The organism is Myxococcus sp. CA039A (assembly GCF_013336645.1).
Lineage (GTDB): Bacteria > Myxococcota > Myxococcia > Myxococcales > Myxococcaceae > Myxococcus > Myxococcus llanfairpwllgwyngyllgogerychwyrndrobwllllantysiliogogogochensis.
Genome location: NZ_JABUMQ010000022.1, coordinates 1 through 23,133 on the forward strand (window position 1 = coordinate 1; position 23,133 = coordinate 23,133).

19 protein-coding genes are annotated in these 23,133 nt (G+C 69.4%); 10 read left to right on the forward strand and 9 right to left on the reverse strand.

All coding sequences use genetic code 11. The annotated features are described in order from the left end of the window. Positions 1 to 476: 476 nt before the first annotated feature. Positions 477 to 1,682: an endonuclease/exonuclease/phosphatase family protein gene (locus HR086_RS05515; RefSeq protein WP_174465061.1), complete on the forward strand. Its 1,206-nt coding sequence runs from the start codon at positions 477 to 479 to the stop codon at positions 1,680 to 1,682. 27 nt (positions 1,683 to 1,709) lie between these two features. Here HR086_RS05515 and HR086_RS05520 read toward each other — a convergent pair whose 3' ends face one another. The 3 genes from HR086_RS05520 to HR086_RS05530 all read right to left on the reverse strand — a co-directional run bounded on the left by HR086_RS05520 (position 1,710) and on the right by HR086_RS05530 (position 5,337). Further along, on the reverse strand, positions 1,710 to 2,177 hold the full coding sequence (locus tag HR086_RS05520) for a nuclear transport factor 2 family protein (RefSeq protein WP_174465062.1): 468 nt from the start codon (positions 2,175 to 2,177) through the stop codon (positions 1,710 to 1,712). A gap of 75 nt (positions 2,178 to 2,252) precedes the next feature. Beyond that, positions 2,253 to 3,701 carry an aldehyde dehydrogenase family protein gene (locus tag HR086_RS05525; RefSeq protein WP_174465063.1) on the reverse strand — a complete coding sequence of 483 codons (1,449 nt, stop codon included), beginning with the start codon at positions 3,699 to 3,701 and terminating at the stop codon, positions 2,253 to 2,255. Continuing rightward, positions 3,691 to 5,337: an acetolactate synthase large subunit gene (locus tag HR086_RS05530; protein WP_174455101.1), complete on the reverse strand. Its 1,647-nt coding sequence runs from the start codon at positions 5,335 to 5,337 to the stop codon at positions 3,691 to 3,693. The genes HR086_RS05525 and HR086_RS05530 overlap by 11 nt, the downstream gene beginning before the upstream one ends. A gap of 102 nt (positions 5,338 to 5,439) precedes the next feature. Between HR086_RS05530 and HR086_RS05535 the strand changes: the two genes are divergently transcribed. The 3 genes from HR086_RS05535 (at position 5,440) to HR086_RS05545 (ending at position 7,359) form a co-directional block, all read left to right on the forward strand. After that, positions 5,440 to 6,324, forward strand: a complete 885-nt coding sequence (locus HR086_RS05535; RefSeq protein ID WP_174455100.1) for a LysR substrate-binding domain-containing protein — start codon at positions 5,440 to 5,442, stop codon at positions 6,322 to 6,324. A 125-nt stretch (positions 6,325 to 6,449) separates the two neighbouring features. Further along, positions 6,450 to 6,833, forward strand: a complete 384-nt coding sequence (locus HR086_RS05540; protein ID WP_174455099.1) for a VOC family protein — start codon at positions 6,450 to 6,452, stop codon at positions 6,831 to 6,833. Between the two features lie 139 nt (positions 6,834 to 6,972). After that, positions 6,973 to 7,359 carry a hypothetical protein gene (locus HR086_RS05545; protein ID WP_174462270.1) on the forward strand — a complete coding sequence of 129 codons (387 nt, stop codon included), beginning with the start codon at positions 6,973 to 6,975 and terminating at the stop codon, positions 7,357 to 7,359. Between the two features lie 166 nt (positions 7,360 to 7,525). Here HR086_RS05545 and HR086_RS05550 read toward each other — a convergent pair whose 3' ends face one another. Continuing rightward, positions 7,526 to 8,104 (reverse strand): hypothetical protein, encoded by a 579-nt coding sequence (locus HR086_RS05550; RefSeq protein ID WP_174462269.1) that lies wholly within the window; start codon positions 8,102 to 8,104, stop codon positions 7,526 to 7,528. 413 nt (positions 8,105 to 8,517) lie between these two features. Here HR086_RS05550 and HR086_RS05555 point away from each other — a divergent pair, with 413 nt between their 5' ends. Continuing rightward, on the forward strand, positions 8,518 to 12,084 hold the full coding sequence (locus tag HR086_RS05555; RefSeq protein WP_254626197.1) for a hypothetical protein: 3,567 nt from the start codon (positions 8,518 to 8,520) through the stop codon (positions 12,082 to 12,084). A 64-nt stretch (positions 12,085 to 12,148) separates the two neighbouring features. Beyond that, on the forward strand, positions 12,149 to 12,970 hold the full coding sequence (locus tag HR086_RS05560) for a phytanoyl-CoA dioxygenase family protein (RefSeq protein ID WP_174455096.1): 822 nt from the start codon (positions 12,149 to 12,151) through the stop codon (positions 12,968 to 12,970). A gap of 264 nt (positions 12,971 to 13,234) precedes the next feature. On the opposite strand, the gene HR086_RS05565 is transcribed toward HR086_RS05560, so the two are convergent. Further along, the gene (locus tag HR086_RS05565) at positions 13,235 to 13,936 is read right to left on the reverse strand and encodes a sigma-70 family RNA polymerase sigma factor (RefSeq protein WP_174455095.1); all 702 of its coding nucleotides are present in this window, start codon (positions 13,934 to 13,936) and stop codon (positions 13,235 to 13,237) included. Positions 13,937 to 13,967: 31 nt separating this feature from the next. Between HR086_RS05565 and HR086_RS05570 the strand changes: the two genes are divergently transcribed. Beyond that, positions 13,968 to 16,937: a tetratricopeptide repeat protein gene (locus HR086_RS05570; protein WP_174462265.1), complete on the forward strand. Its 2,970-nt coding sequence runs from the start codon at positions 13,968 to 13,970 to the stop codon at positions 16,935 to 16,937. Continuing rightward, entirely contained in the window at positions 16,921 to 17,493 is a 573-nt protein-coding gene (locus tag HR086_RS05575) for a GNAT family N-acetyltransferase (RefSeq protein ID WP_174462264.1), read from the forward strand. The genes HR086_RS05570 and HR086_RS05575 overlap by 17 nt, the downstream gene beginning before the upstream one ends. 65 nt (positions 17,494 to 17,558) lie before the next feature. On the opposite strand, the gene HR086_RS05580 is transcribed toward HR086_RS05575, so the two are convergent. From HR086_RS05580 to HR086_RS05590, 3 genes are all read right to left on the reverse strand, one after another. Further along, positions 17,559 to 17,957 carry a four-helix bundle copper-binding protein gene (locus HR086_RS05580; protein WP_217440161.1) on the reverse strand — a complete coding sequence of 133 codons (399 nt, stop codon included), beginning with the start codon at positions 17,955 to 17,957 and terminating at the stop codon, positions 17,559 to 17,561. 177 nt (positions 17,958 to 18,134) lie between these two features. After that, entirely contained in the window at positions 18,135 to 18,485 is a 351-nt protein-coding gene (locus HR086_RS05585) for a hypothetical protein (protein ID WP_174455092.1), read from the reverse strand. A 276-nt stretch (positions 18,486 to 18,761) separates the two neighbouring features. After that, positions 18,762 to 19,283 (reverse strand): hypothetical protein, encoded by a 522-nt coding sequence (locus HR086_RS05590; protein ID WP_174455091.1) that lies wholly within the window; start codon positions 19,281 to 19,283, stop codon positions 18,762 to 18,764. A 161-nt stretch (positions 19,284 to 19,444) separates the two neighbouring features. Here HR086_RS05590 and HR086_RS05595 point away from each other — a divergent pair, with 161 nt between their 5' ends. Further along, positions 19,445 to 20,776, forward strand: coding sequence for a DUF4105 domain-containing protein (locus HR086_RS05595; protein WP_174462263.1), 1,332 nt, complete (start codon positions 19,445 to 19,447; stop codon positions 20,774 to 20,776). On the opposite strand, the gene HR086_RS05600 is transcribed toward HR086_RS05595, so the two are convergent. Beyond that, positions 20,688 to 21,992, reverse strand: coding sequence for a sensor histidine kinase KdpD (locus tag HR086_RS05600; RefSeq protein WP_174462262.1), 1,305 nt, complete (start codon positions 21,990 to 21,992; stop codon positions 20,688 to 20,690). The genes HR086_RS05595 and HR086_RS05600 overlap by 89 nt on opposite strands. On the opposite strand from HR086_RS05600, the gene HR086_RS05605 reads away from it, so the two are divergent. Continuing rightward, the gene (locus HR086_RS05605; RefSeq protein ID WP_254614464.1) at positions 21,991 to 22,539 is read left to right on the forward strand and encodes a response regulator; all 549 of its coding nucleotides are present in this window, start codon (positions 21,991 to 21,993) and stop codon (positions 22,537 to 22,539) included. The two genes, HR086_RS05600 and HR086_RS05605, sit on opposite strands and share 2 nt — an antisense overlap. Positions 22,540 to 23,133 lie beyond the last annotated feature (594 nt).

The window sequence follows — 23,133 nt, forward strand, 5'->3', positions numbered from 1 at the left end:
TATAAGAGACAGGCCCCGCCCACTGCCACAGCTCCAGTCCACCCCAGGAGCCCTCCGGCACCGGCACGGGCAAGGGCGGCGCGGCCCCTTCCACACCGGAGGCCTCGGTGGGCAGGGCAAACAGCAGCGACTGCAGGGAGCTTGTACGAACCATGTCTCGGGCCTCTCGTGGCGGGACGCGTGCGAGCCAGCGCGCACCGGACGGTGTGCCCTGGCGGGTGCCTCCACCCTCGGGTGAATGTTTGAGGTCAAACCTACTAGCGGTATGAGTGGGCCGCGTCCATGAACTTCTCCGAGCCCGGACGCCCTGCGGCCCACGAGGCGTCAGCTCGGGGACAGCGACTCCCGGGGTCCAAACGACCCGGCGTGCTTTCCTGGGATGGCGGGGCTGAGCGACACTCGGGGTTCGTGCAGAGAGCCCTCGGGGCGCGCGGCGCCTGGCCGTGCGCTCCCTCATGGAACGCGAGGAGTCGACGATGAGCATCTGGAATGTGGCGGGTCGCTGGGCCCGGAACGTCCTTCAGCAGCCGGCCGCCGCCCCTGTCGGCAACGAGGCCCGGGCGAAGAATGGAAGCGCCGCGGAGACGCCGAAGGACTCCTTCACGCTGTCGCCTTCGCCGGGCCCCAGTCCCACCCGGCCGGAGCTGAACCCCGCGCCGCCGGAGGGGTACTCGAAGCCGGTGAAGGCGAACGAGCTGCCGGACGTGGGCAACGGCTCTGGCGTGCTGACGCTGAACCTGGCCAACGGCGCGGGCTCCAAGTACCGCACGGAGGACAACCGCGAGGACCAGGCCCGGCTCATTCGCGAGACGGGCGCGAACATCGCGGGCTTCCAGGAGGTGGACATCAACGTCGACCGCAGCGGCAACGCCAACACCGCGCTGAGTGTCGTCACCCACCTCAACCCGGCGTTCGAGGCCTTCAAGTCCGGCACGGTGCCCACGGTGCCCATCGGCGAGGACGCGCCGGCGACGGCCATCCGCAAGGGCAACGACGGCACCACGCTCTACCAGACGCCCGAGGGCACGCTGGTGACGGGCGAGTCCTTCTCCGGTGATGACCGGAACATCAAGGGCGACAGCGGCGCGGACGCGACGTACGGCAACGCGGTGTACGTGGGCGCGCCGGACAAGGTCGTCGACGCGTACACCATCACCCTGCCCGCCGCCGAGTCGGGCGGCCCCACGGTGTCCTCGCCGGAGCAGCTCGCGGCGCTGGGCGACGGCAAGGTCACCGACGCGGAACGCAACGAGCTGGGTCAGCGCAACGAGGCGCTGCGCAAGAACAGCCCCTCCGAGCCGCGCACCGCGCTGGTGACGCGCGTGGTGGGGCCGGACGGTCGGGAGAAGAGCATCATCAACGTGCACCTCGCGGCGGGCAGCGAGTCCAGCGGGCTGCGCGCGAAACAGCTCGCGTACCTGGCCGACATCGCCCGGGCGGAGGCGAAGGGCACTCCGGCGCGCGAGCTGGTGGTGATGGGCGACTTCAACGACTCCACGAAGAACGTGGGCGACGCGCTGGAGGGCGCGGGCCTGCGCCGCGTGGTGGGCGGCAAGAAGGCCAACGGCGACAACTTCGACCAGGTCTGGGTATCGGGCGGGCTGGACACCGACACCAGCGCCCAGGTGAAGACGGAGGGCGTCAGCGACCACGCCCACGCCGGCTACACCGTCATCCGCTGAGCACGGCCCCGCGTGACGGCTGGCGGGCTACTTCTTGCCAGTCGTCGCGGGAGGCGCGGCCTTGGGGAGTCGCGAGATGTGGCTCGCGGCAATCCGCCAGCGCCCGTCGCGCTTGATGAGCGTGTCGGTGAAGCGGAAGTCCACGTCGAAGGGCGAGCCACCGGAGACGCCCTTCACGGAGGTGATGCCAATCACCACCGCCGTGTCGCCGTAGAGGCGGACCTTCATGTCGTGGTTGCGGAAGACCTCGTAGCGAGGCTCCTTCGCGCGGACCTCGGCCAGGGTGGCCGCGCGGTCCGTCACGTTTCCCGCCGAGTCCATCTGGGTGAAGCCGCCGGCGAGAAAGCCCTCCAGGAAGGCGACGTCGCCCTTCTGGAAGGCCTCGCACGCGGCGTGGAGCCCGTCGAGCACGGCCTTCTCATCCGCGCTCGGAGACGCGGCGACCGAGGGAGACGACAGCGCGAGGACCAACAGGGTGAGCATCGACTTGAGCATGGAGGGCCTTCCAGGAAAGGCCCTCGACGTACAGGGGATGCCACCGGCTGTCGAACCGTCGTTGCTTCTTGAAGCTCAGTCGTCGCTCGACGCCCGCTGGCGCAGCACGAGCAGCCTCGGCTCGGTCATGTCCTCGATGGCGTACTTCACGCCCTCCCGTCCCAGCCCCGAGCCCTTCACGCCGCCATAGGGCATGGTGTCGACGCGGAAGCTCGGCACGTCACCCACCACGACTCCGCCGACCTCCAGCTCGTCCCACGCCCGCATCGCGCGCGACAGGTCATTGGTGAAGAGGCCGGCCTGCAAGCCGTAGCGGCCCTCGTTCACCGTGCGCAGGGCCTCGGTGAAGGACGTGAAGGACTGGAGCAGCACCACCGGACCGAAGGCCTCCTCCGCGCAGAGCGGCTCGTCCGCGGGCACGCCCTCCACCACGGTGGCCTCCAAGAGCGCGCCCTTGCGACCACCGCCCGTCAGCACGCGAGCGCCTTTCGCGACCGCGCTCTGAATCCAGCCTTCGAGTCGCCGCGCCGCGGGCTCATCAATCATGGGGCCGAGCGTCGTCGCCTCGTCCCGGGGGTTGCCCGCGAGCAAGGCCTGAGCCCGGGTGACGAGTCGCTCCTTGAGCGCCTCGTAGTGCGAGGCATGCACGAGCACGCGTTGCACGGAGATGCAGCTCTGCCCCGACTGGAAGAAGGCGCCGTGCGCCACCCGGTCCGCGATGACGTCCAGCGAGGCGCCGGGCTCGCGGTCCACCACGCAGGCCGCGTTGCCACCCAGCTCCAGCACCACCTTCTTGCGTCCGGCGCGGGCCTTGAGGTCCCAGCCCACCTTCTCCGAGCCGGTGAACGACAGCAGCTTGAGTCGCTCGTCCTCGATGAGCGGACCGATGTCCGCGAGCGAGGGGGTGATGACGGAGAAGGCGCCTTCGGGCAGGGCCGTCTCCGCGAGCACCTCCGCGAGCAGCATCGCGCTCACGGGTGTGCGGTCCGACGGCTTGAGGATGAAGGGGCAGCCCGCGGCGATGGCGGGGGCGACCTTGTGGGCGACGAGGTTGAGCGGGAAGTTGAAGGGGGTGATGAGCGACACGGGGCCCACCGGCACGCGACGGGTGAAGCCTCGGTAGCCCTCCGCTCGCGGCGACACCTCCAGGTCCATCACTTCGCCCCCACCCCGCACGGCCTCCTCGGCGGCGGCCTTGAAGGTCTCGATGAGGCGCGTGACTTCACCGCGTGCGTCGCGCAGGGGCTTACCCGCCTCGATGCAGAGCACCTGGGCCAGCTCCTCCGCGCGCTCCTGGAAGCGGCGCACGCAGTGTTCCAGGACGGACTGGCGCGCGTGGGCCGGCAGCTTGCGCATGGGCTCGGCGGCGCGCACCGCGGAGGCGATGGCCTCTTCCACGGCGGCGGCGTCCGCGAGCGCGACTCGCGTCACCACCTCTCCGGAGTACTTGTCGACGACGGGCAGGTCCGAGTTGGGCTGGCGAGGACGATTGGCCAGATAGTACGGGTAGCGTTCAGCCAGCATGGAGCACCTCGAGTTCCTTGTCCCCGACGCCGAGCGCGCGGGTGTTGTCCGAGTAGTCGATGGGCAGGTCGATGACGTGGACGCCGCCCGCATCGAGGCTGCGCGCCAGCGTGGCGCCGAACTCCGACGCGCTCGTGGGCCGGTGACCCCTGGCACCGTAGGCCTCCGCGTAGCGGACGAAGTCGGGGTTGCCCAGGGCCATGCCGAAGTCCGGCAGGCCCATCTCCCCCTGCTTCCAGCGAATCATTCCGTAGCCATCGTCGCGTACGACGATGACCACCAGGTCCAGGCCCAGGCGCACCGCCGTCTCCAGTTCCTGCGAGTTCATCATGAACCCACCGTCTCCGCAGACCGCGACCACCTTGCGGCGGGGGTGCACCATCCTGGCGGCGATCGCCGACGGGAGCCCCGCGCCCATCGTCGCCAGCGCGTTGTCGAGCAGCAGCGTGTTGGGCCGCCGCGTGCGGTAGTAGCGGGCGAACCACAGCTTGTACATGCCGTTGTCCAGGCAGACGATTCCGTCGTCCGGCAGCGCGCGGCGCACCTCCGCCACCAGTCGCGCGGGGTAGATTGGGAAGCGGTCATCCGCGAAGCCTTTCGCGAGCTGCGCCTCCAATCCCGCCCGAGCCTTCTCGAACGGCGTGAAGTCCCAGTTCGTGCGCGAGCCCAATCCCTCCGCGATGCGCCACACGGCGTTGGCGATGTCGCCCGTCACCTCCAGCTTCGGGAAATAGACGGGGTCCACCTCCGCCGAGGAGAAGTTGAGGTGGACCACGGCGCGGCGGCTGTCGCGCATGACGAAGGGCGGCTTCTCGATGACGTCGTGGCCCACGTTGATGATGCAGTCGGAGGCTTCGATGGCGCGGTGGACGAAGTCGCCGTCGGACAGCGCGGCGGTGCCCATCCACAGCGGGTGGGACTCATCGACGACACCCTTGCCCATCTGCGTGCTGGAGAAGGGAATGCCCACCCGGTCCACGAGGACGCGGAGCATCTCCGACGTGAGCTTCCGGTTGGCGCCCGCGCCAATCATCAGCAGGGGCCGCTTCGCGGAGGCGATGGTCTCCACGGCCTGCGCGATGGAGCCTTCATCCGCCACGGGCCGCTTCCAGGCACTGGGGGCCAGGAGCGCGGCCTCGGTGGAGTCACGCGCCACGTCCTCGGGCAACTCCAGGTGCGTCGCGCCGGGCCGCTCCTCTTCCGCGCGTCGGAAGGCCTCGCGCACCGCCGACGGGATGTGCTCCGCGGAGACGAGCGTGCGCGTCTGCTTGGTGAGCGGGCGCATCATCCCCACCACATCGACAATCTGGAAGTGGCCCTGCTTGCTCGCCTTGATGGGCTTCTGCCCGGTGAGCATCACCATGGGCATGGCGCCGAGCTGCGCGTACGCGGCGGGCGTGACGAGGTTGGTGGCGCCCGGCCCCAGCGTCGCCAGGCACACACCCGCGCGCCCCGTCAGCCGCCCCCAGGTCGCCGCCATGAAGCCGGCCGCCTGCTCATGCCGGGTGACGACCAGCCGCAGGCCGGAGGCACGCATCGACTCCAGCAGGTCCAGGTTCTCCTCTCCAGGGAGTCCGAAGACGCAGCGCACGCCCTCCGCTTCGAGTGCTTTGACGAACAGGTCCGAGGCCTTCATCGCAGTCCTTCCTTCCGTGACAAGGGAGGTTCTACGGTCCGGGCTCGATTCGTACATTCGTTTGTTCGCATGGAGTCGATAGGCACCATCTATGATGGCGCCATGGAGCTCAGGCACCTGCGCTACTTCACCGCCGTCGCCGACACGCTGCACTTCGGCCGGGCCGCGCGGCGGGTCCACGTCTCCCAGCCCACGCTGTCCCAGCAGATCCGCCAGCTCGAGGAGGAGCTCGGTACACCCCTCTTCGAGCGGGCCAGGACCGGGGTGCGGCTGACGCAGGCGGGGGAGCTGTTTCGCACCTACGCCTCGCGGGCACTGGAGGACGTGGACGCGGGTCGGATGGCGGTGGGCGCGCTGCGGGGCCTGGCGACAGGCTCGCTGCGCGTGGGCTATCCGCCCAGCATGCGCGGCCTCGTCGTGCCCGCGCTCGCCGCCGTGTTGCGCCGCCATCCAGGGCTGGTGTTGAGCGCGGAGGAGGCGGTGGTGCGGCGGCTGGAGCGACGACTGGCGGATGGAAAGCTGGACGTGGGGTTGGGCTATGCGCCGGCGCGCTCGCCGGACCTGGACACGGAGGCCGTGTTCGACAGCCGGCTCGCGCTCGTCGTGGCGCGCGGGCATGTGCTCGCGTCAGCGGAGTCGGTCGGGGCCCGGCAGCTCGCGAGCGAGCCCTTCGCCCTGCTCTCTCCGGGGCTGCGCGTGCGCTCCCGCGTGGATGCGTACTTCGCCACGCTGCGCCTGTCCCCGCGCATCGCGCTCGAATCGAACGCGGTCGCCACGGTGCTGGCCATCGTCCGCGCGGGGCTGGCCGTCACGGTGCTGCCCGAGCCCCGGCTCGCGGACGTGGAACGACTGGTGGTGAAGCGGCTGGCGCCCGCGCCACGCTCCGAGCTGGCCGCCCTCCTCTGGCGCAAGGGCGCGCCCCGTGCTCCCGCCGCCGAGCTGTTCGCCTCCGAGGTCCGCGCTCGCGCGAAGGAGACGGGCGACTGAGTGAAGCGCGTCCCGCATACTCACAACCAGGTGGTTGACTGTCACTTCGTCGCCGCTATGCTCAACAAAGTGGTTGAACGTCGTCCGGATGCCCCGTGGCGACTCCATCACCTCCCGAGGGAACGATGCGAATCCCCTTCTGCAGTCTGTTCGTCGATGACCAGGAAAAGGCGCTCAAGTTCTACACGGAGAAGATGGGCTTCGTGGAGAAGGTGAACGTTCCCGCGGGAGGCGCGCGGTGGATCACCGTGGTCTCCGCCGAGGACCCCAACGGCACCCAGCTCGTCCTGGAGCCCAATGGGCATCCTGCGGCGACGACGTACCAGAAGGCCCTCTTCGCGGATGGCATTCCCGCCACGGCGCTCATGTCCTCGGACATCCAGAAGGACTATGAGCGGCTGAGCGCACTTGGCGTGGAGTTCCGGCAGAAGCCCACGCAGATGGGGCCTGTCATGGGGGCCATCTTCGACGACACCTGCGGAAACCTCATCATGATCAACCAGCTCTGAGGCAGGGCTCCGGGGGCGTGAACATCGCGCCCCCCGGCGCGTCGGGCCGTGACAGCATCGCGACGAATCACCCCACATATCTGGGATTGCCTCGCCTCATCTGACTCCGGCACGCTCCCTCTCAACCCGGGAGGAATACATGCGAGCAGAACGGAGTCTTTGCGGTGCACTGGGGGTGGCCATCCTCATGCTGACGGGCTGCGCCCCTGACGAACTCTCGTTCGAGCACGAGGAGACTCTCCTCGGCGACAGCGAGCGAGCGCTGGTTCTCGATGAGGAGAGAGACTCAGACCTGGGCGTCGAGCACAGGGACATGCCGGATGCCGGAGGACCCGACGCAGGCGGGCCAGGCCCGGGTGAGCCGTCCCCGGACTACTGCTTTGGAAACTGGGAGACCTTCTACTATTCCAACATCCTCTACACGATCCCCGTGGGGAGGGCTCGCTGCAACTGCGGCTACTTCGCCCAGTTTGGCGAGACGACCTCTTGGAGCATCTCCACCAACCTCGGGTCCTGTCTGAAGTAAAGACAACCTGAATCATGAAGACCGCATCACCGCGCCCGGGCAGGAGGTCCGCCGCCCCGTGCCTGGGCGTGTTCTTCGTGGAGAGGAGGCCCCTGCTCACGCCGAGGGCCCCCCTCTCCACTTCAACCACCGTCCGCGATGCGAATGGCGAGGACGTGTTCCCAGCTCAGTAGATGCACTTGAGGCCGAGGTTCAGCACGAACGGGACACCGGTGTTGGCGTAGCTGTCCATCGTGCCCGTGGTGTAACCGAAGTACTGGCAGACCCGGTTGATGGACCCGCGCAGGTGCCACCACGAAGCAAACGGCGGGTTCATGCCACTGAGGAACGGGAAGCGAGAGTCATTGGTGTCGACCCCGCGAACCGCGACGTGGGTGCTCGGGACGCAGACCAGTCCGAAGAGATCCGCCGACGTGTCCGCGAAGCCCGTGAAGAACCCCGTGTTGTAGAAGGAGCCACACTCGTTATCCGCGATGGCGCCCGCGTTGTAGGCCGCCTGCGAATCAAGCGAGATGGAGCTGCCCTGCCACAGGGCCCACGCCCGCGCATCGCCGCCAGGGATATCCTGCCAGGTCACCATGTCCGAGGTGAAACAATGGATGCCCATCAACTCACCGTCCTGGTCGCCGGTGTACATCCCTCGCGCGTAACCATAATAGGCACACACCGCCTCCGCGCTCCGGTTCGCGTAGGCCCAGCCCACGTCGTTGCGGTTCGTGATGGGAAAGCCTGCCGCGCTCCGCATCGCGGCCGTCGTGTCGAACCATACAGGCCCGGCGAAAGCCGGGACCGAGACCAGTGCGACGATGGTGGATGCAAGGGCTGTCACGAGCTTGGAAATTCGCACGGCTCCAAACATGCTTCTCTCTCCTGGAAGGGACATCGACTGAGGTAGCCGAGAGAGATACGGAGCCCTGGCAAATCCTGGTCGTCGCCGCCTGTGCATTCCCGAGAAGGCGTGCAGCGCGCTGCACGATTCTCATACAAGTGGATTCACGGATGCACGTCAGCCCAGGGCCTGCTTCGGCCCAGCGGCTCCACTCCGAGTCCTGCCTCCGCGTCCTGGGCAGCCAAGATGCGCGGACAGAGGCCGTCGCTCATTCCACTCCCCCGGGAGGGGTTGTCAGGCCCGGGAACGTCGGCCAGTCTCCCGCGTCCATGCACGAGACTCGCCTCACCGAGCTGCGCGCCGAGTTGTCCGCGACCCACCACGATGCTCGCGTCACCAGGATGGTCGAGTTGGGCCGCCTCGCGCCGACGAACTCCGAGGTCCGCGAGGTCCTTGGGCACTTGTCCCAGGGCGATGCCCACGACCGGCAGCTCGCGCTGTTCGCCCAGTACAGCTGGCGCGATGGGCGGCAGGTGCTCTCCGCCACCACCGACGTGTCCGCTCGCGTCCGTTCCCTGGCCTACCATCTGGTGCCCCTGGCCTGTGACGACACGCAGGCGCTGGAGGCGCTGAAGATGGCGCGCGTCGTTCGCCGGCAGGATGGACTCCTCCGAGGGCTCGTGCGGACCGAGCGGAGGGGCGTCATCGATGCGTATCTCGACGGGCTGGCCTCCTGTGCGGACGTGCCTGACTTCGCTGACGCCGTCCCCTGGGCCACCCCGGAGGGAATCCGCCGCCACCTCCCCCGAGCACTCACGCGCCCCAGCATGCGCTTCTGGAACCGGTTGGCGCACGACGCCCCCGGCATCCTCGCGGAGGTGCTCTCCGCGCGACTGAAGGCGGTGACGGGCGAGCCCGACCCCGTGACGAGGATGTACCTCCGGGCGTACCTGCCTCGCATCGCCGATCAGGCTCCCGACGCGGCCCTGGAAGTGTTCGAGCTGCTGCTCTCCCGCCACATCCACCCCGACACCTATGACTGGCATTGCCTGGTGCTTCATCGGCCCGAGGCCGCCGTGGCGCTGCTCCAGCGGCATGAGCACGCCCCTGTCTTCGAGAAGCAGTTCGCCCGCGCCGCGCCGCGATTGAGCGAGGACGCGCTCGTGTGGCTCGTTCGCCGCGCGCCCATCACGCTGGGGGACGCCAGGACCCTGCTGCCCCGGCTCTCTGAGTCCGCCCGTCGCGCCGTGGTCGAGGCGTGGTGCGCGGCCGTGGATGTGGCTCCGGACTGGGGCGCGCAGTTGCTCCGCTCCATCCCCGACACCCACGAGCGAGACCGCGTCCACGCGCGCTGGAGCGTGGCCGCGAGGAATCCGGAGGGCATCATCCCTCCCGCCACGCTGACCGCGCTGCCCAACGATTTGCGTGAGCGCGAGGCGCGCCGACACCTCCACGAGGTCGTCGCCCTGGGCACCCGCCCCCTGCCGCGCATGGAGTACGCGCGACTGCTCTCGTGGGACGAGGCAGAAGCGCTCCTCAAGTCCCATCTGGGCCACCCGGAGGGCAACATCCGCGGCGAGGCGCTGGCTTCGCTGCTGGCCATCCCCGGGTTGCGCGCCGACGAGCCGGCCCTGGTGGACCGCGCCCTACCCCTGGTCCTGGCACGCAAGAACGAGCAGGACCCCGTGCGCATGGCGATGCTGGGTGCGCTCGTGCTGTGGCCCCGCCGTGTGTGGCGCGCGGAGCACACCGAGGCCGTGGGCCGGATTCTGCGCGACGCGCTGGATGCGGCGGACCTGTCCCATCGGACCGCGGTGCTCGCCGAGACGCTGCTGCTGCGCACCTTCGCCCGGGCTCCCGCTTGGGGCGCGACGTGGTTGGCCACCCTGCTCAAGGAGCGCGGCCAGCTCTTCAACACGCGCCTGGGCGAGTTCCTCACGGATGACGAGGTCCGCACCGCCTCGCCCCACCTCCTGGGCATCGCCCGGGGATGGGCTCAGCGCGAGCGTGGGGGGCCGATGCTGGCGCTGGTGAACAGCCTGGGCGAGCGTGTGAGCCTGGTGCCGGGCCTGCCCGAGCTCGCCGCATCCATTCGCGACGAGACGCCCTGGTCCTTGCTCGCGCTGGGGCTGGCCCAGTGGCAGTCCAAGTACGACCGGGCGGGCTTCGAGTCCACCGTGGGCGCCGTGGTCCGGCGCTTCCACGACCGGGGTTGGTTCTCCGAAATCATCGCGCTGGCCCACTCGGAGGAGGAGGCACGGCCGCTGCACTCCGAGCTCGTCTCCGCACTGGAGCGTGTGGCGCTCCACATGGGGAAGGAGGCTCACTCCGCCTTGACGGTGCTCCGCTCCAGGGCGTGGATGGCCTTTGACGGGTTGCTGCCTCGGTTGCTGCGGTCTGATGCCAGCGTCATCTGCTTCCCCGTCGTTCACACGTACCTGCACCGCCGCAGGCAGGAGCTGCTGACGCCCTACCTGAGCGCGCCCGTCATCACGGGCCGCTTCGCGACGGCGAAGACCGGCTGGCTGCTGGCGTTCAACGCCAACGGCTTCCATCGGTGGACGTCGGAGCAGAGCGCCCTGTACTCGAACGCGGTGGGGCGGCTGGTCGAGGACCTGGAGCGCGACACGCCGACGTTGCTCTGGGGCGTCGCGACGCTCGCGGCGGTGGATTGGGCGCCGATGGAGGGGCTGTGCGCGCTGGTGGATGACGCGCGGCTCGCGGTGCGCGACAAGGCCATCCAGGTCCTGTCGCGGTGCGACCAGGGCCAGGGGGTGCCGACGCTGCTGCGCTGCCTGGAGGATGCCCGCGCGCGCGTCGCCATCTACGGACTGCGACGTGCTTTCAACGGCATGCCGCCTGGGCGTGTGCTGTCGCTGTTGGCCAGCGTCCCGCTCACCAAGGTCACCGTCGCCAAGGAGGTGGTGCGCCTGCTGGGGGAGCTGCGCACGGACGCCGCCTACGAGCGACTCCTGGAGTTGGATGGAATGCGCCTGCATCGGGATGTGCGCATCGCCATGCTGCGCGCGCTCTGGGACCACCTGGAGCGCGAGCCCACCTGGACTGTCTTCGCCCGTGCGGTGGAGGACGCCGACTGGGTCATGGCCGCGCGCCTGGGCGACGTTCCCGCGGACCGGCTCACCGAGGACTCTGACCGCAAGCTGTCCGCGCTGCTCGGACGGGTGCTGGCGCGGCCCGAGCCGGAGGCGCGCATTGAACTGCTCCAGCGCGCGGCGTGGCTCGGCGTGAAGGATGTCGAGCGGACCTTCCTCTCCGCCTGTGGGGCTCGGCTGGCGTCGCCCTACGATGACGAGGGGGGCGCGGCCATGCGGGCCGTACTCCATCGCTCCAATGAGCATGACCTGGAGCGATTGGAGGGCATGTTGGAAGCAGTGGCCCCGGACCGGCGCGCGTTGACCGTGGCGCTGGAACAGCTCCTGCGCCTCGACGTGAAGTCCCGCGCCAGCTACGTGCTGGCGGCGCGTGCGGCCGAGCAGGTTCTCTCCCAGGACAGCCGCCTGGCGCCGCTGCGTGTGCGGTGCGCCACGGCGGCGCAGGCGCCTCGGGAGCTGGCGGAGCGACTGGTCCACATGGGCGAGGCGGGCCATCTGCATGCGGATGCGCTGGAGGCGTGCCGTGCCGCGGTGAACACGTTGCCCGTGGGCGACCTGGAAGCCGTGGAGGCCCGACTCACCATGAGCGGGAGCGCGGAGGCACGGCGCGTGGCGGTGTGGTGCCTGGTGCGCGACTCGGCGCCGGGGCGTGGATGGACGCCGGAGCGCCTGGGCCGGCTGAAGCGGCTCCAGCAGGACGTGTCGCCGCTGGTCTCCGGTGCCGCACAGGCCATCTTTCCGCCTCGCGAGCAGGTGTCGCCGGCCGTGGCGCCCTCCACGTAGGACCGCTCACCCTGGGCGGTCTGGCCTTCATCCATCGATAGGCATTGAGCCGAGGACGATTCCCATGACCCCTCCCCACCCTGCCCCCCTGTCTGTTCTAAGCGATGCCCAGGTCCAACAGTTCATCGAGGAAGGCTTCGTCCGGCTCGATGACGCATTTCCCAGACAGGTCGCGGACGCCGCGCGCGACATCCTCTGGCGCGATACGGGCTGCTCCCCGGAGGACCCATCCACCTGGACACGTCCCGTCATCCGGCTCGGTGAATACATCCAGGAGCCCTTCCGACAAGCAGCCAACACTCCTCGCTTGAGGGCCGCGTACGACCAGCTCGTCGGTCCCGGGAGATGGGCTCCCCGGATGAGCCTGGGCAGCTTTCCCATCCGCTTCCCCAGCGCCGAGAATCCCGGCGACGACGGTTGGCACGTCGACACCAGCTTCCCGCCTCCAGATGGCGGAACGGGCTCCTTCTTTGAGTGGCGCGCCAATGTCGCCTCCCAGGGGCGCGCGCTGCTGATGCTGTTCCTGTTCTCCGACGTCGGAGAGCACGACGCCCCCACGCGCATCCGCGTCGGCTCCCACCGGGACATCGCGAGACTCCTCGCCCCGGAAGGCGCCGCGGGACTGAGCTTCATGGAGATCGCGAGCAGGCTCGACACCACCACCCACTGTCCTGAAGCACGGGCCACCGGTGACGCGGGAACCGTCTACCTGTGCCACCCCTTCATCGTGCACGCGGCGCAGCCCCACCGGGGTGCCCGGCCACGCTTCATGGCCCAGCCTCCGCTGTTCCCCTCGGGGCCCAGGACGCTCGAAAGCAACGACGGTGACGAGTTTCCCGTCACGCGGGCGATTCGCCGGGCACTCGGCGCGACTCCCGCGCCCTGACGAACCGTCCGCCGCGTTCGAACATGGAGCGTGGAGCCGCCCCCCGCGGGTCGGCTCCACGCTCCCGTCGAATCCCAACCGCAACGGTCATCCCGCCCCGGACCCGCACCGCGTGGGGTGTGAGGAAGCAAGGCACGCTCCGGGGTGCATCTCCTGGAAGACACGGCCCGCGAACAGGTGGCGCATTTCTCGCGAGAGAATCTCCACCCGCGCCACAACCCCCTGGTTTCCCAGCGCTTTCGCCCGCGAGTCCCCTGAAGGGATTCAGGTGGGCGTCGCGTCTCGCATGACGCTGCGGATGCTCAGGTCCAATTGGCTCTGGAGCACGCGAAGCAGGCTGCTGAGCCCCTGGGTGTCCTCGCCCAGTCGGGCCGCGAGGCGCTGGCGCACATCATCACGCAGCCGCTCCCGCGACTGCGCCAGCCACCGCTTCACCGTGGACCGGTCCACCTGATACGCGCGGGCAATCTGCGCCGTCCCCAACCCCTCCACCAGATGCAGGCGCAGGAGCGTCCGTGAGCGCGGCTCCAGCGCCTTGAGCGCCTCCTGGAACGCCGCCGCGAAGTCCTCGCGATAGTGCTCCTGGATGAACCGCCGGTCCGCGTCCACCTCCGGCACGCTCGTTTCCGCGAGCTTGGAGTCGTCCAGATCGAACGAAATCCTCCGCTCCCGCATCAGGTTGAGCGCGGTGCGCAGCGCCGCGACACGGAGCCACGCCAAGAGGGTGCCCTCTCCCTCGTAATCCGCGATTCGCGGAGCGCGATCACCGCTGGGAAGAAAAAGCTTCACGCGCAGCACCTGGAGCGCCTCGTCCACCACCGAGACTTCCATTCCTCGGTGCAGCAACGCTTTTCGGAGCTGCGGGACGTAGCGGGCCTCGAACTCCGCAAGGGCCTGCGCATCACCGCGAGCGCAGGCTCGCGCGAAAGACACGTCTACTTCATGGTCGGTGCCATTCATCGTCATGACCGCCCACGTCGGTTATCGTCCTCGCGTCATGGAATGCCTCGAGACGCGACGACTCTTCGCCTTCGCACAGGGTGAACTGGACGCAGAAGCCGCGCACCAGGTGGAGCAGCATCTTGATTCCTGCGCCTCCTGTCGAGCACTCGTAGGGGAGGCGGCCCGCACGGAGGACGGGGAAGCAGGCTCGTCCACTCCGTCCCCTTCCTCGTCGGTCCCCCCGCTCTCCTGGCTCGAGCGCGGCGCGCTGCTGGGCCGCTACGTCGTGCTCGAGCGCATCGGAGCGGGCGGCATGGGCGTCGTCCACGCCGCATATGACCCGGAGCTGGACCGTCGCGTCGCGCTCAAGCTGATTCGCATCGACTCGACGACCCCCGCCCACCTGGAGCGCGCGCAGGCCCGACTGCTGCGCGAGGCCCAGGCCACCGCGCGCGTCATCCACCCCAACGTCATCACCATCCACGACGTGGGCCGCTTCGGGGAGCACGTCTTCCTCGCCATGGAGCTGGTGGACGGCACCACCCTGCGCTCGCACATCCGCGCTCGCAAGGGACGCAACGACTGGCGCGAGACACTGAGCCTCTTCATCCAGGCGGGACGCGGTCTCGCCGCCGCGCATGCCCAGGGACTGGTCCACCGCGACTTCAAGCCAGACAACGCGCTCGTCGGCAAGGACGGCCGCGTGCGCATCACCGACTTCGGACTGGCGCGCATCGTCGAGGGCATCGACGACACGCCCACGCCTCCGGGCTCCTCGTCTCCCGTTCCCCTGCGCTCCGAGTGGCACACCCGCTCGGACATGGTGCTGGGAACTCCCGCGTACATGGCTCCCGAGCAGAAGCGCGGCGAGCCCTCCGATGCGCGCAGCGACCAGTACAGCTTCTGCGTCGCGCTCCATGAAGCGCTCTACGGCAAGCGGCCTTTCGCCAGGCCCGCCGCGGTGGTGAACGCCACGCCGGAGGCCCCCCTTCCCGAGCCAGGGCCGCGCCCGCCGCAGGGCTCGGATGTTCCCGCATGGGTGCATCAGGTGATTCTCCAGGGACTCTCCGCATCACCCGACGCGCGCCACGACTCCATGGAGGCGCTGCTGCGCAGGCTCGGCCATGCCCCGGGAGAAAAATGGCGGCGCGCGGTGCTCGCCGCGAGCGCGGGTTTGTTGCTCCTCGCCGGTGGCGCGGCCCTTCACCGCTCCACCTCCGGAGACCCCTGCGCGGGCAGCGAGCAGTCCCTCATCGGCATCTGGGACGCCTCCCGCAAGGCCACCGTCCAGACCGTCTTCAAGAGCAGCCCCCTCCCCTACGCCGCCGGAGCCTGGAGCGAGGTGGAGCGCACCCTGGACGGCTTCGCGCGCAACTGGGTGGCGGCGAGTCACGAGGCCTGCGTCGCCACGCGCGTGAAGGGCCAGCAGACCGAACGCCTGCTCGAACGGCGCGTCATCTGCCTGGACCAGCGACTCAAGGACCTGGGCGCCGTGGTGGACACGCTCGCGACCGCGGACACGCAGGTCATCCAGAACTCGCCGCGCATGGCGCACGGCCTGGAGAACCTCTCGGTCTGCGCGAACCTCTCCGCGCTCGCCGCACCGGAGCCTCCGCCCACCGACGAGTCGAGCCAGAAACACATGGAGGCCGTGCGCGCTCAGCGCGCGCAGGTCCGCGCGAAGCTCACCGCGGGCCAGTTGGCCCCTGCCCTCGCGCTCGCGACCGAGGTGGCACGCGAGGCGCACGAGATTGGCTACGGGCCCCTGGAGGCCGAGGTCCTGGACCTCGTCGCCGAATCCCAGGGAAAGAACCTCGCCTACCGCGACGCCATCAAGACCCTGCACCACGCCATCCAGGTCGCCACCGCGAGCCGCCACGACCGCCAGGCCGCCGAGTCCTGGGCGGGGATGATCCGGCTCATCAGTCTGGTGGGGCCCGAAGTGGACCCCGATGGCGTGGCCCCGGCCCATGCGGAAGCCGCCCTCAAGCGGCTGGGCGAAGACGCACGCATCGAGGCGATGTACTTCCGCAACCTCGCCAGCCTGCACCGCACCCGAGGCCGCCCCGCGGAGGCGCTGGCCGCGAGCGAGAAGGCGGTGGAGCTCGCCCGGAAGGTCTACACCGCGAACGAACCCGAGCTCGGGACGGCGCTGCTCACGATGAGCCACGCACTCCATGAGTTCAATCGCCACGCGGAGGGCCTGCGCTACCTGCTCGAGGCGGAGGCCATCTACCGGAAGACCTACGGCCCCAATCATCCCTATCTGGCGACCGTCCTGGGCAACCTCTCCGTGTTCAGCATCCGGGTCGGCGACTCCGAGAGCGCGCTGAAATACGCCAGGGAGTCCCTGGCCATCCACCAGGGCGCCTATGGCGAGGAGAGCGAGCCCGCCGCCAGCGTGCTTCACAACATCGGCGGCTTCCTGCTGGAGCTGGGGCGCACGGAGGAGAGCATCCAGCACTATCAGCGGGCGATTCGCATCCGCGAGAAGGTGATGGGCCCCGAGCATCCCGAGGTCGCCTCCTCCCTGTCGAGGCTCGGGACCGCGCTGGCCTCCCTGGGGCACTTCGAGGAGGCCTTGAAGCATCACCAGCGCGCCTTGCTCATCAACGAGAAGAGCCTGGGCCCCCAACACTCCATGGTGGCGCTCGACCTGCTCGGCATCGGCGATGACTACCAGGGGCTCGGAGCCCCGAAGAAAGCGATTCCCTTCCTCGAGCGGTCGGTGACGGTCTACGAGAAACAGACGTCGACCAAGAACGACGACTTCCTCGCGGATGCCCGGTTCTCGCTCGCGCGTGCGCTCATGAGCACGTCCAACGGCCTGGAGCGGGCCCGCCAGCTCGCCACCGCCACGCAGGAATACAACCACCGCTTCCCCAAGCCCCGAGCCCGGCAGGTCAAGGAAGTCGAACAGTGGCTGGCGACCCATCGCGCGCCGGGCCCCCGCCAGGCTCCGAGCGAAGCCGAGACACGCGAACCCGGTCCCCATTATCCTCCGGCGCATGGCCAGCCCCTATGACGTGACACCGGTGCGCAGCCCCTCGGAGCTCGCGCGAATCCTGGACCTCCAGCGCAAGAACCTGCCCAAAGCCATCAGCGCGGACGAGATGCGCGCACAGGGATTCGTCACCGTGGAGCATGACGTGGCGGCCCTGGAGCGGATGCACGCCCTGGCCCCCAGCGTCATCGCGAGCCACGCGGGAGAGCTCGTGGCCTACGCGCTGACGATGCCCCGGGAGTGCCGCTCGCTGATGCCCGTGCTCGTCCCCATGTTCGACCTGCTGGACACGCTGGACTACCAGGGCCGTCCGCTGGGTGAGCAGCGCTTCTATGTCATGGGGCAGATCTGCATCGACAAGGCCCACCGGGGCGTGGGGCTGTTCGACCAGCTCTATGCCGGGCATCGCGAGCTGTACCGCGAGCGCTTCGACGTGCTGGTGACGGAGGTCGCGACCCGGAACACCCGCTCCCTGCGCGCCCACGAGCGCGTGGGGTTCAAGCCGCTACACACCTACCGCGACGCGACGGACGAGTGGGCCATCGTCGCCTGGGACTGGAGCGAGCCCTCCGCGTAGCCCGCCGCTCCGGGCTCCGGCCGGCGCCCCGACAGCGGCGCGGCCGGCCCGTGATGCACGCGACGTCAGGACATCTTCGCCATGCGTCGGCAGGACTCGACGCAGCGGCGACAGGACTCCGCGCAGGCCTTCATCACCGCGTCGTCCGCCATGCGCTCGCACGCGACGGCACACCGCTCGCAGACCTCCGCGCAGACAGCGCACGTCTGCGGATGCAGCGGCGAGGTACGCAGCATGAAGTCCGCGCTCGTCTTGCACATCTGCACACAGTCCTCCAGCAGGCGGATGGTGTCCGCCGAGGCCATCTTCCCGCCCTTCTGGAGGCAGTACGTCATCGTCTGCAGGCACACGGCCGCGCAGGACATGCAGTTGCTGATGCAGGCGCGCATGTCATCCGTGAGTTGACTGTTCGCGCCGACGAGGAACGGCTGCATCTGGAACTTCTGGGATTCCACCTGAGCCATGCGACAACCTCCGTGCGTTGGGTTCGCGTACAGGTGGGGAGGGACAGGGCGCTTCACAACGGCCGCGGGGGCTTCGCAGGGGCGAGCGGAGAGACAGGGCCTGGGCACCATGGCTGGCGACCAGACGTGCTCGTGGTGGCCAGAGCGGACCGCCTGCTCATGAGGAAGGGGGCGTGGCTAGAACCAGGCCGAGCACTGCCCGGAGCTGGTGTTGCACAGCCGCAGATGGAAGCGCGCGACGCCCGAGTAGCTCCCATTCCACGCGGCGTTGACGACCCACCCATCGGCGTAGAACTGGAGCTTGACGCCACTGCCGTGGCTGCTGGTGGACCACGTGCCCTTGTAGTAGCCGCCGCCCGTGGCCGTCCACGTCTTGCACACGCTCGCCTTCCTGCCGCCCGGCGCCGTCAACGTGGTGCAAGCCCTGGCGAGTTCGGCATCGGCGGACGCGTCCGGGGCGGCATCGGGGACCGGGTTCGACCCGGCCACACCCGCCGCGGCCAGAATGCCTGCGAGGACCTGAAACATGGCGTGACGCTCCTGCCCGCATGGGGCCGTGCAGCCGATGCCGGCTGATGAGAGCGGCCAAGCTGCCGTCGAGGCCTCGGAGCGGCAATGCACCCCGGAGGGACCCTCTCTACCTGATGCGAGACACGTCACCGCGGGCCAGCGACCCGCACGCGGCCCCGCACCTCGACGCGGACGCCGCGCCAGGGCCCGACGACGGAAAAACGCCGGCCCCCCCGAAAGTCCTGGGGAGGTCCGGCGTCGCGCGCGGCCAGGATGGCCCTGGCCCGGGTCGCGCTAGAGCGCGGTGGCCCAACGCGTGTCGTGGTCGCTCCAGAAGCGGTGCAGGTAATTGTCGGCCTGCTGGATGATGACGGCCTCCGTCCCGTCATCGAGGACGGCCGTCACGGTGATGGCGTTCATGTTCCAGTTGTCACCCGTGGCGAAGATGTCCGGCTGGCCGGAGGTGAACTGGATGCTGAACTCGACGAGGTTGGCGAGCAGCATGCCCGTGGGCGTCACCATCGTCACGGTGTGCGAGGTCCAGTCAGGCCAGCGCGCGCCGTTGTTCAGGTTGATGCTGGCCGTGAGCTGGTTGCCGGACAGCCCCACGTACTTGATCGCGGCCACCGCGTGGCTGGCATTGCGCAGGTCGTCTCCGCCCGTGGCGACGGTGATGCGGAGCCGGGTGACGGAACGGAGTCCATCGTCGGCGTGCGCCATTCCGGGCAGCAGGAACAGCACGGCGGCGGCAAGCATCGCCATCAGGCTCGAACCAAAGCGAGGCGTCATCGCAGTGGGGAAAAGGGCAGCGGTCATCGTCGTCTCCTCTAGAGGTGGGTCACACTCGTGGGCATGGCGCGGCCCCAGGGGCCACGTCGCTCACGAAGCGAAGCCAAGGTGCCGCGAAGCCAGGAACCTGCCCACTGCCAGATTTCTTGCCCTGCCCCGGATGACGGCGAAGTGGAACCCTCGCGAGCATGGGAAGACTCGCGACACTCCCCCTGCTCCTGGGGCTGCTCTGGAGCACACCGCTGCTCGCCGCGACGGCCGAGGACTTCGGCGCACAGCCGGAGGCGCTGCGCATCCAGGTGGTGACCTTCGGTCCCGGCACATACGTCCAGGAGCGCTTCGGACACAGCGCCCTCTGGGTCGAGGATACGCGGCTGCGTGAGGTCGCGCTCTACAGCTATGGCGTGACCTCCCACGGCCCCGCCGCCGAGGTGCGCTACCTCCTGGAGCGACCCACCTATTGGGCCGCCCGGCTCTCGGTGGAGCATTCGTTCTTCCTCTATCGCGCGCGGGGGCGCTCCATCTTCCTCCAGGAGCTGGACCTGTCCGTGGAGCAGCGGCGCCGACTCCTCGCGCGCCTCGAACGCGACGTGAATCCCGAGACGCGCGAGTACGCGTATGACCCGCTGCGGGGAAACTGCGCGACGCGCCTGCGCGATGCATTGGACGACGCCCTGGGCGGAGCGCTGCACGCCCGGCTCGCGGGCCCCGCCGCGCTGACCCACCGCGAGCACCTTCGCCGCTACACCCGCGACACCCCGCTGTTCCAGTGGGCGCTGATGCTCTGGCTGAACGACGACGTGGACGCGCCGATGACCCGGTGGGAGGAGGCCGCCTTTCCCCTGGAGCTGGCCCGGGCACTCGCGGAGTTCTCCTTCATGAGCGGACAGGGCACTTCGACTCCGCTCGTGAGGCGAAGCCACGATGAGCACCTGACCACCACCATTCCTCCCCCGCTGGCCCCGGGCCCGACCTCGCTGACGCGAGGGCTCCTCGCCCTCCTCGTTGCGGGCGCGATGGTCCTGCTCGCGGTGCCCCGCGCGCATACGCACCGTCGCGCCTTCCGAGTCACCTTCGGCCTGTACCACGCGTTCATCGGCGCGACGCTCGGCACGGCGGGCGCCATCGGCTTCGTCCTGATGCTCGGCTCCGAGCACCCCTACTTCGGCCTCAACGAGAACCAGTGGCTGGCCCATCCCCTCTCACTCGCGCTGCTCCCGCTCGGCCTGGGCATCGCCTGGGGGAACGAGCGCGCCGAGCGCCGGGCACGTCACTGCGTCGGCGTGCTCACCCTCGGCTCCCTGCTGGCGGTGCTGCTCAAGCTGTCGCCCACGTCACACCAGGAAACGCTCGAGCCGATGACCGTCCTGCTCGCCGCGAACATCGGACTGGCGCTCGTCCACGTGAAGCGGTGGCGGGCCCCCCAGACGCTCACCCACCGGCGAGGAGCATCACTTCGACCCGAGCCCCACCCTCCGGGAGATTCGACGCGCGCAGCGACCCTCCACTCGCCTCGATGAGCCCGCCCACCAGCCGCATTCCCAGGCCCGAGCCCTCCGGCTTCGTCGTGCCTCCCGTGAGACGCGCCCCGTCCAGCAACCCCGCCCGGAAGCCCGGCCCGTCATCACTCACCCGCAGGAGGATGTTCCGCGTGCCGCCCTCCGGCTCGACGCTCACCTGGACGGTGCCGGCGCCACGTTGCCCATCCCCTTCACACGCATTCACGAGCAGGTTCGTCACCACGTGCGCCAGCCCCCGCTCGCCGCCCACCACCCAGACGCGCGGCCCCTGTCCCTCCGGTGCCCCGGGCCCGAGCAGGATTCGCACATGCGAGTAGCGCGTCTGGACCACGGCGGCCGCGTTGCGCAGGGTGGCGGAGACCTCGACGGGGGTCGCCTCGTCAATCATCGCCAGCTCGCCCAGGGCGCGTGACTTCACGCTCTCCACGAACTCCCACAGCTCGCGCAGGTCCGACGCCAGCCCCTGCACATGCCGCGAGCACGAGGCGCCTCCCGGGTCTCTCAGGAGCAGGTCCGCGCGAAGCCGCGCCGCCGACAGGAGCGTCCGCGCATCGTGGTGCTCGCGCAGGATGACGCTCAGGTTCGTGCGCGCCCGGCGAATCCTCACCCCCTCCGCACCGGACTTGAGGACCATCCGGCGCGCCACGCCACACGCGACCGCGGCCACGCTCCCCGCGCTGCCGACGAAGATGACGAGCAGCGCGACCTCCGAAACGCCATACGTCAGTTGACTGGCATTGAACCGGAAGTCGAGGGCGACGAGTCCCCCCAGGAGCAGCAGGTTCGCGCCGGTGCCCACCCAGGCGACACGAGGTGACAGTCGCAACGCGGTGATGAAGACCACCGCGATGACGGCGGAGGGGTCCGGCATCCGCAACAGGCCGGTGTAGCTGTCGCCATGCCACAACAACGTGGACAGGAGCGTGCCCTGGGCGACCACGGCATCCAGGAGCGCGGAGGCCACCAGCAGCCTCGGACCGAACAGTCGCCGCCGTCCCGCCCAGAACGCGACGACGGACAGCGTCATGCCCGAAAGCAACAAGGCCAGCTCCAGCACCGCGGCCGGCCAGCCCCCATCCGCGGCCACGCCTCCCAACGCCAGGAAGCGCGCCATGACCAGCGCGCAGAAGACGATGCGCACCGCGCTCACCAGCACTTCGCCGTCGTTGGACGCATCGGTGAGGACCTTGCGTGTTATGCTTTCCTGTATGGCCATGGTCCAACACCTCCTGCTGATAGAGGACTCGGTCAGCCTGGCGCGCGTGCTCGAAGACGTCCTGCAATCCCGCGCTGAACGAATCACGCACGTCACCACCCTCGCCGCCGCGCGCGAGGTGCTGCGAACCCAACCTCCCGACGCGGTGCTCCTGGACGTCAGCCTTCCGGACGGCACCAGCGACTCCCTGCTGGATGACCTGCTCGCGGTGGAGCCCCTGCCGTATGTCATTGCCATCAGCGGCAGCGCGACGGCCGAGCAGGCCTTCCGACTGGCCGCCAGTGGCGTGCGCGCCTTCGTCCCCAAGCCGCTGGACCTCGCGCGGCTGGAAGCCGTGTGGACCCAGACGCTGTCAGGCCCTCCGGAGCTGGGCCCCGCGTTGAGGGCGAGCGCCGGCAAGGTGCCGCTGCATCACTTCGAGAGCCTGGTCCGCGACACCCTCGTGGACGAGGCCCTTGCCAGGTCCGGAGGCAGCGTGCGCGGCGCCGCGAAGCTGCTCCAGATTTCCCGCCAGCTCCTCCAACACATTCTCAACGCCCGGGATTGAGTCGGGCCTCCTCGCGGCTACCTCCGGTCCGGCGTTCCGGCGAATCACCTGCGCTCCCTGGGACGAACGGCTCCCGCCCACAATCTTCAAGCGGCGTACCAGGGACGCGACGCGGCGTTCTCCCCCACGAGCGGCCTCGCGAATCACTCCCGCGCGAGCACTCACGCGTGGCCCCGAGGACAACCCGTTGGCCCGGTCCGTTGCCTCACGGGCCACAACCCCATCGCGATTCCATCCTGGCGGAAGCGATGAGCCCCCACGAAGCACCTGCCCGGAGATCCATCTTCCGCCCCGGGTAGGAACCGACCGGGGGGAATCCGCGAGAGGCCAATCCCACCCCCTACCACCCAGCGTTGCTGCACCCTGGCGCTCCGCATACGCCACGTGCGAATGAGCGCTGCGTTCCGGGTGGAATCGCGGGCGTCACGGCTCCGAATCCCAGCGCCGCGCGGCTTCTTCCCCTCCGGCCATGCGAGCGCGGCCGCCGCCCCACCCCTCTCGGCCCGGTGCGGGCGCGGCGTAGCATGGCCGAGTGAATACGGAGGCCCCTTGGCTCGTCCTCCGAGGCAATCCTCATTGGAGCCAATTGTCTCG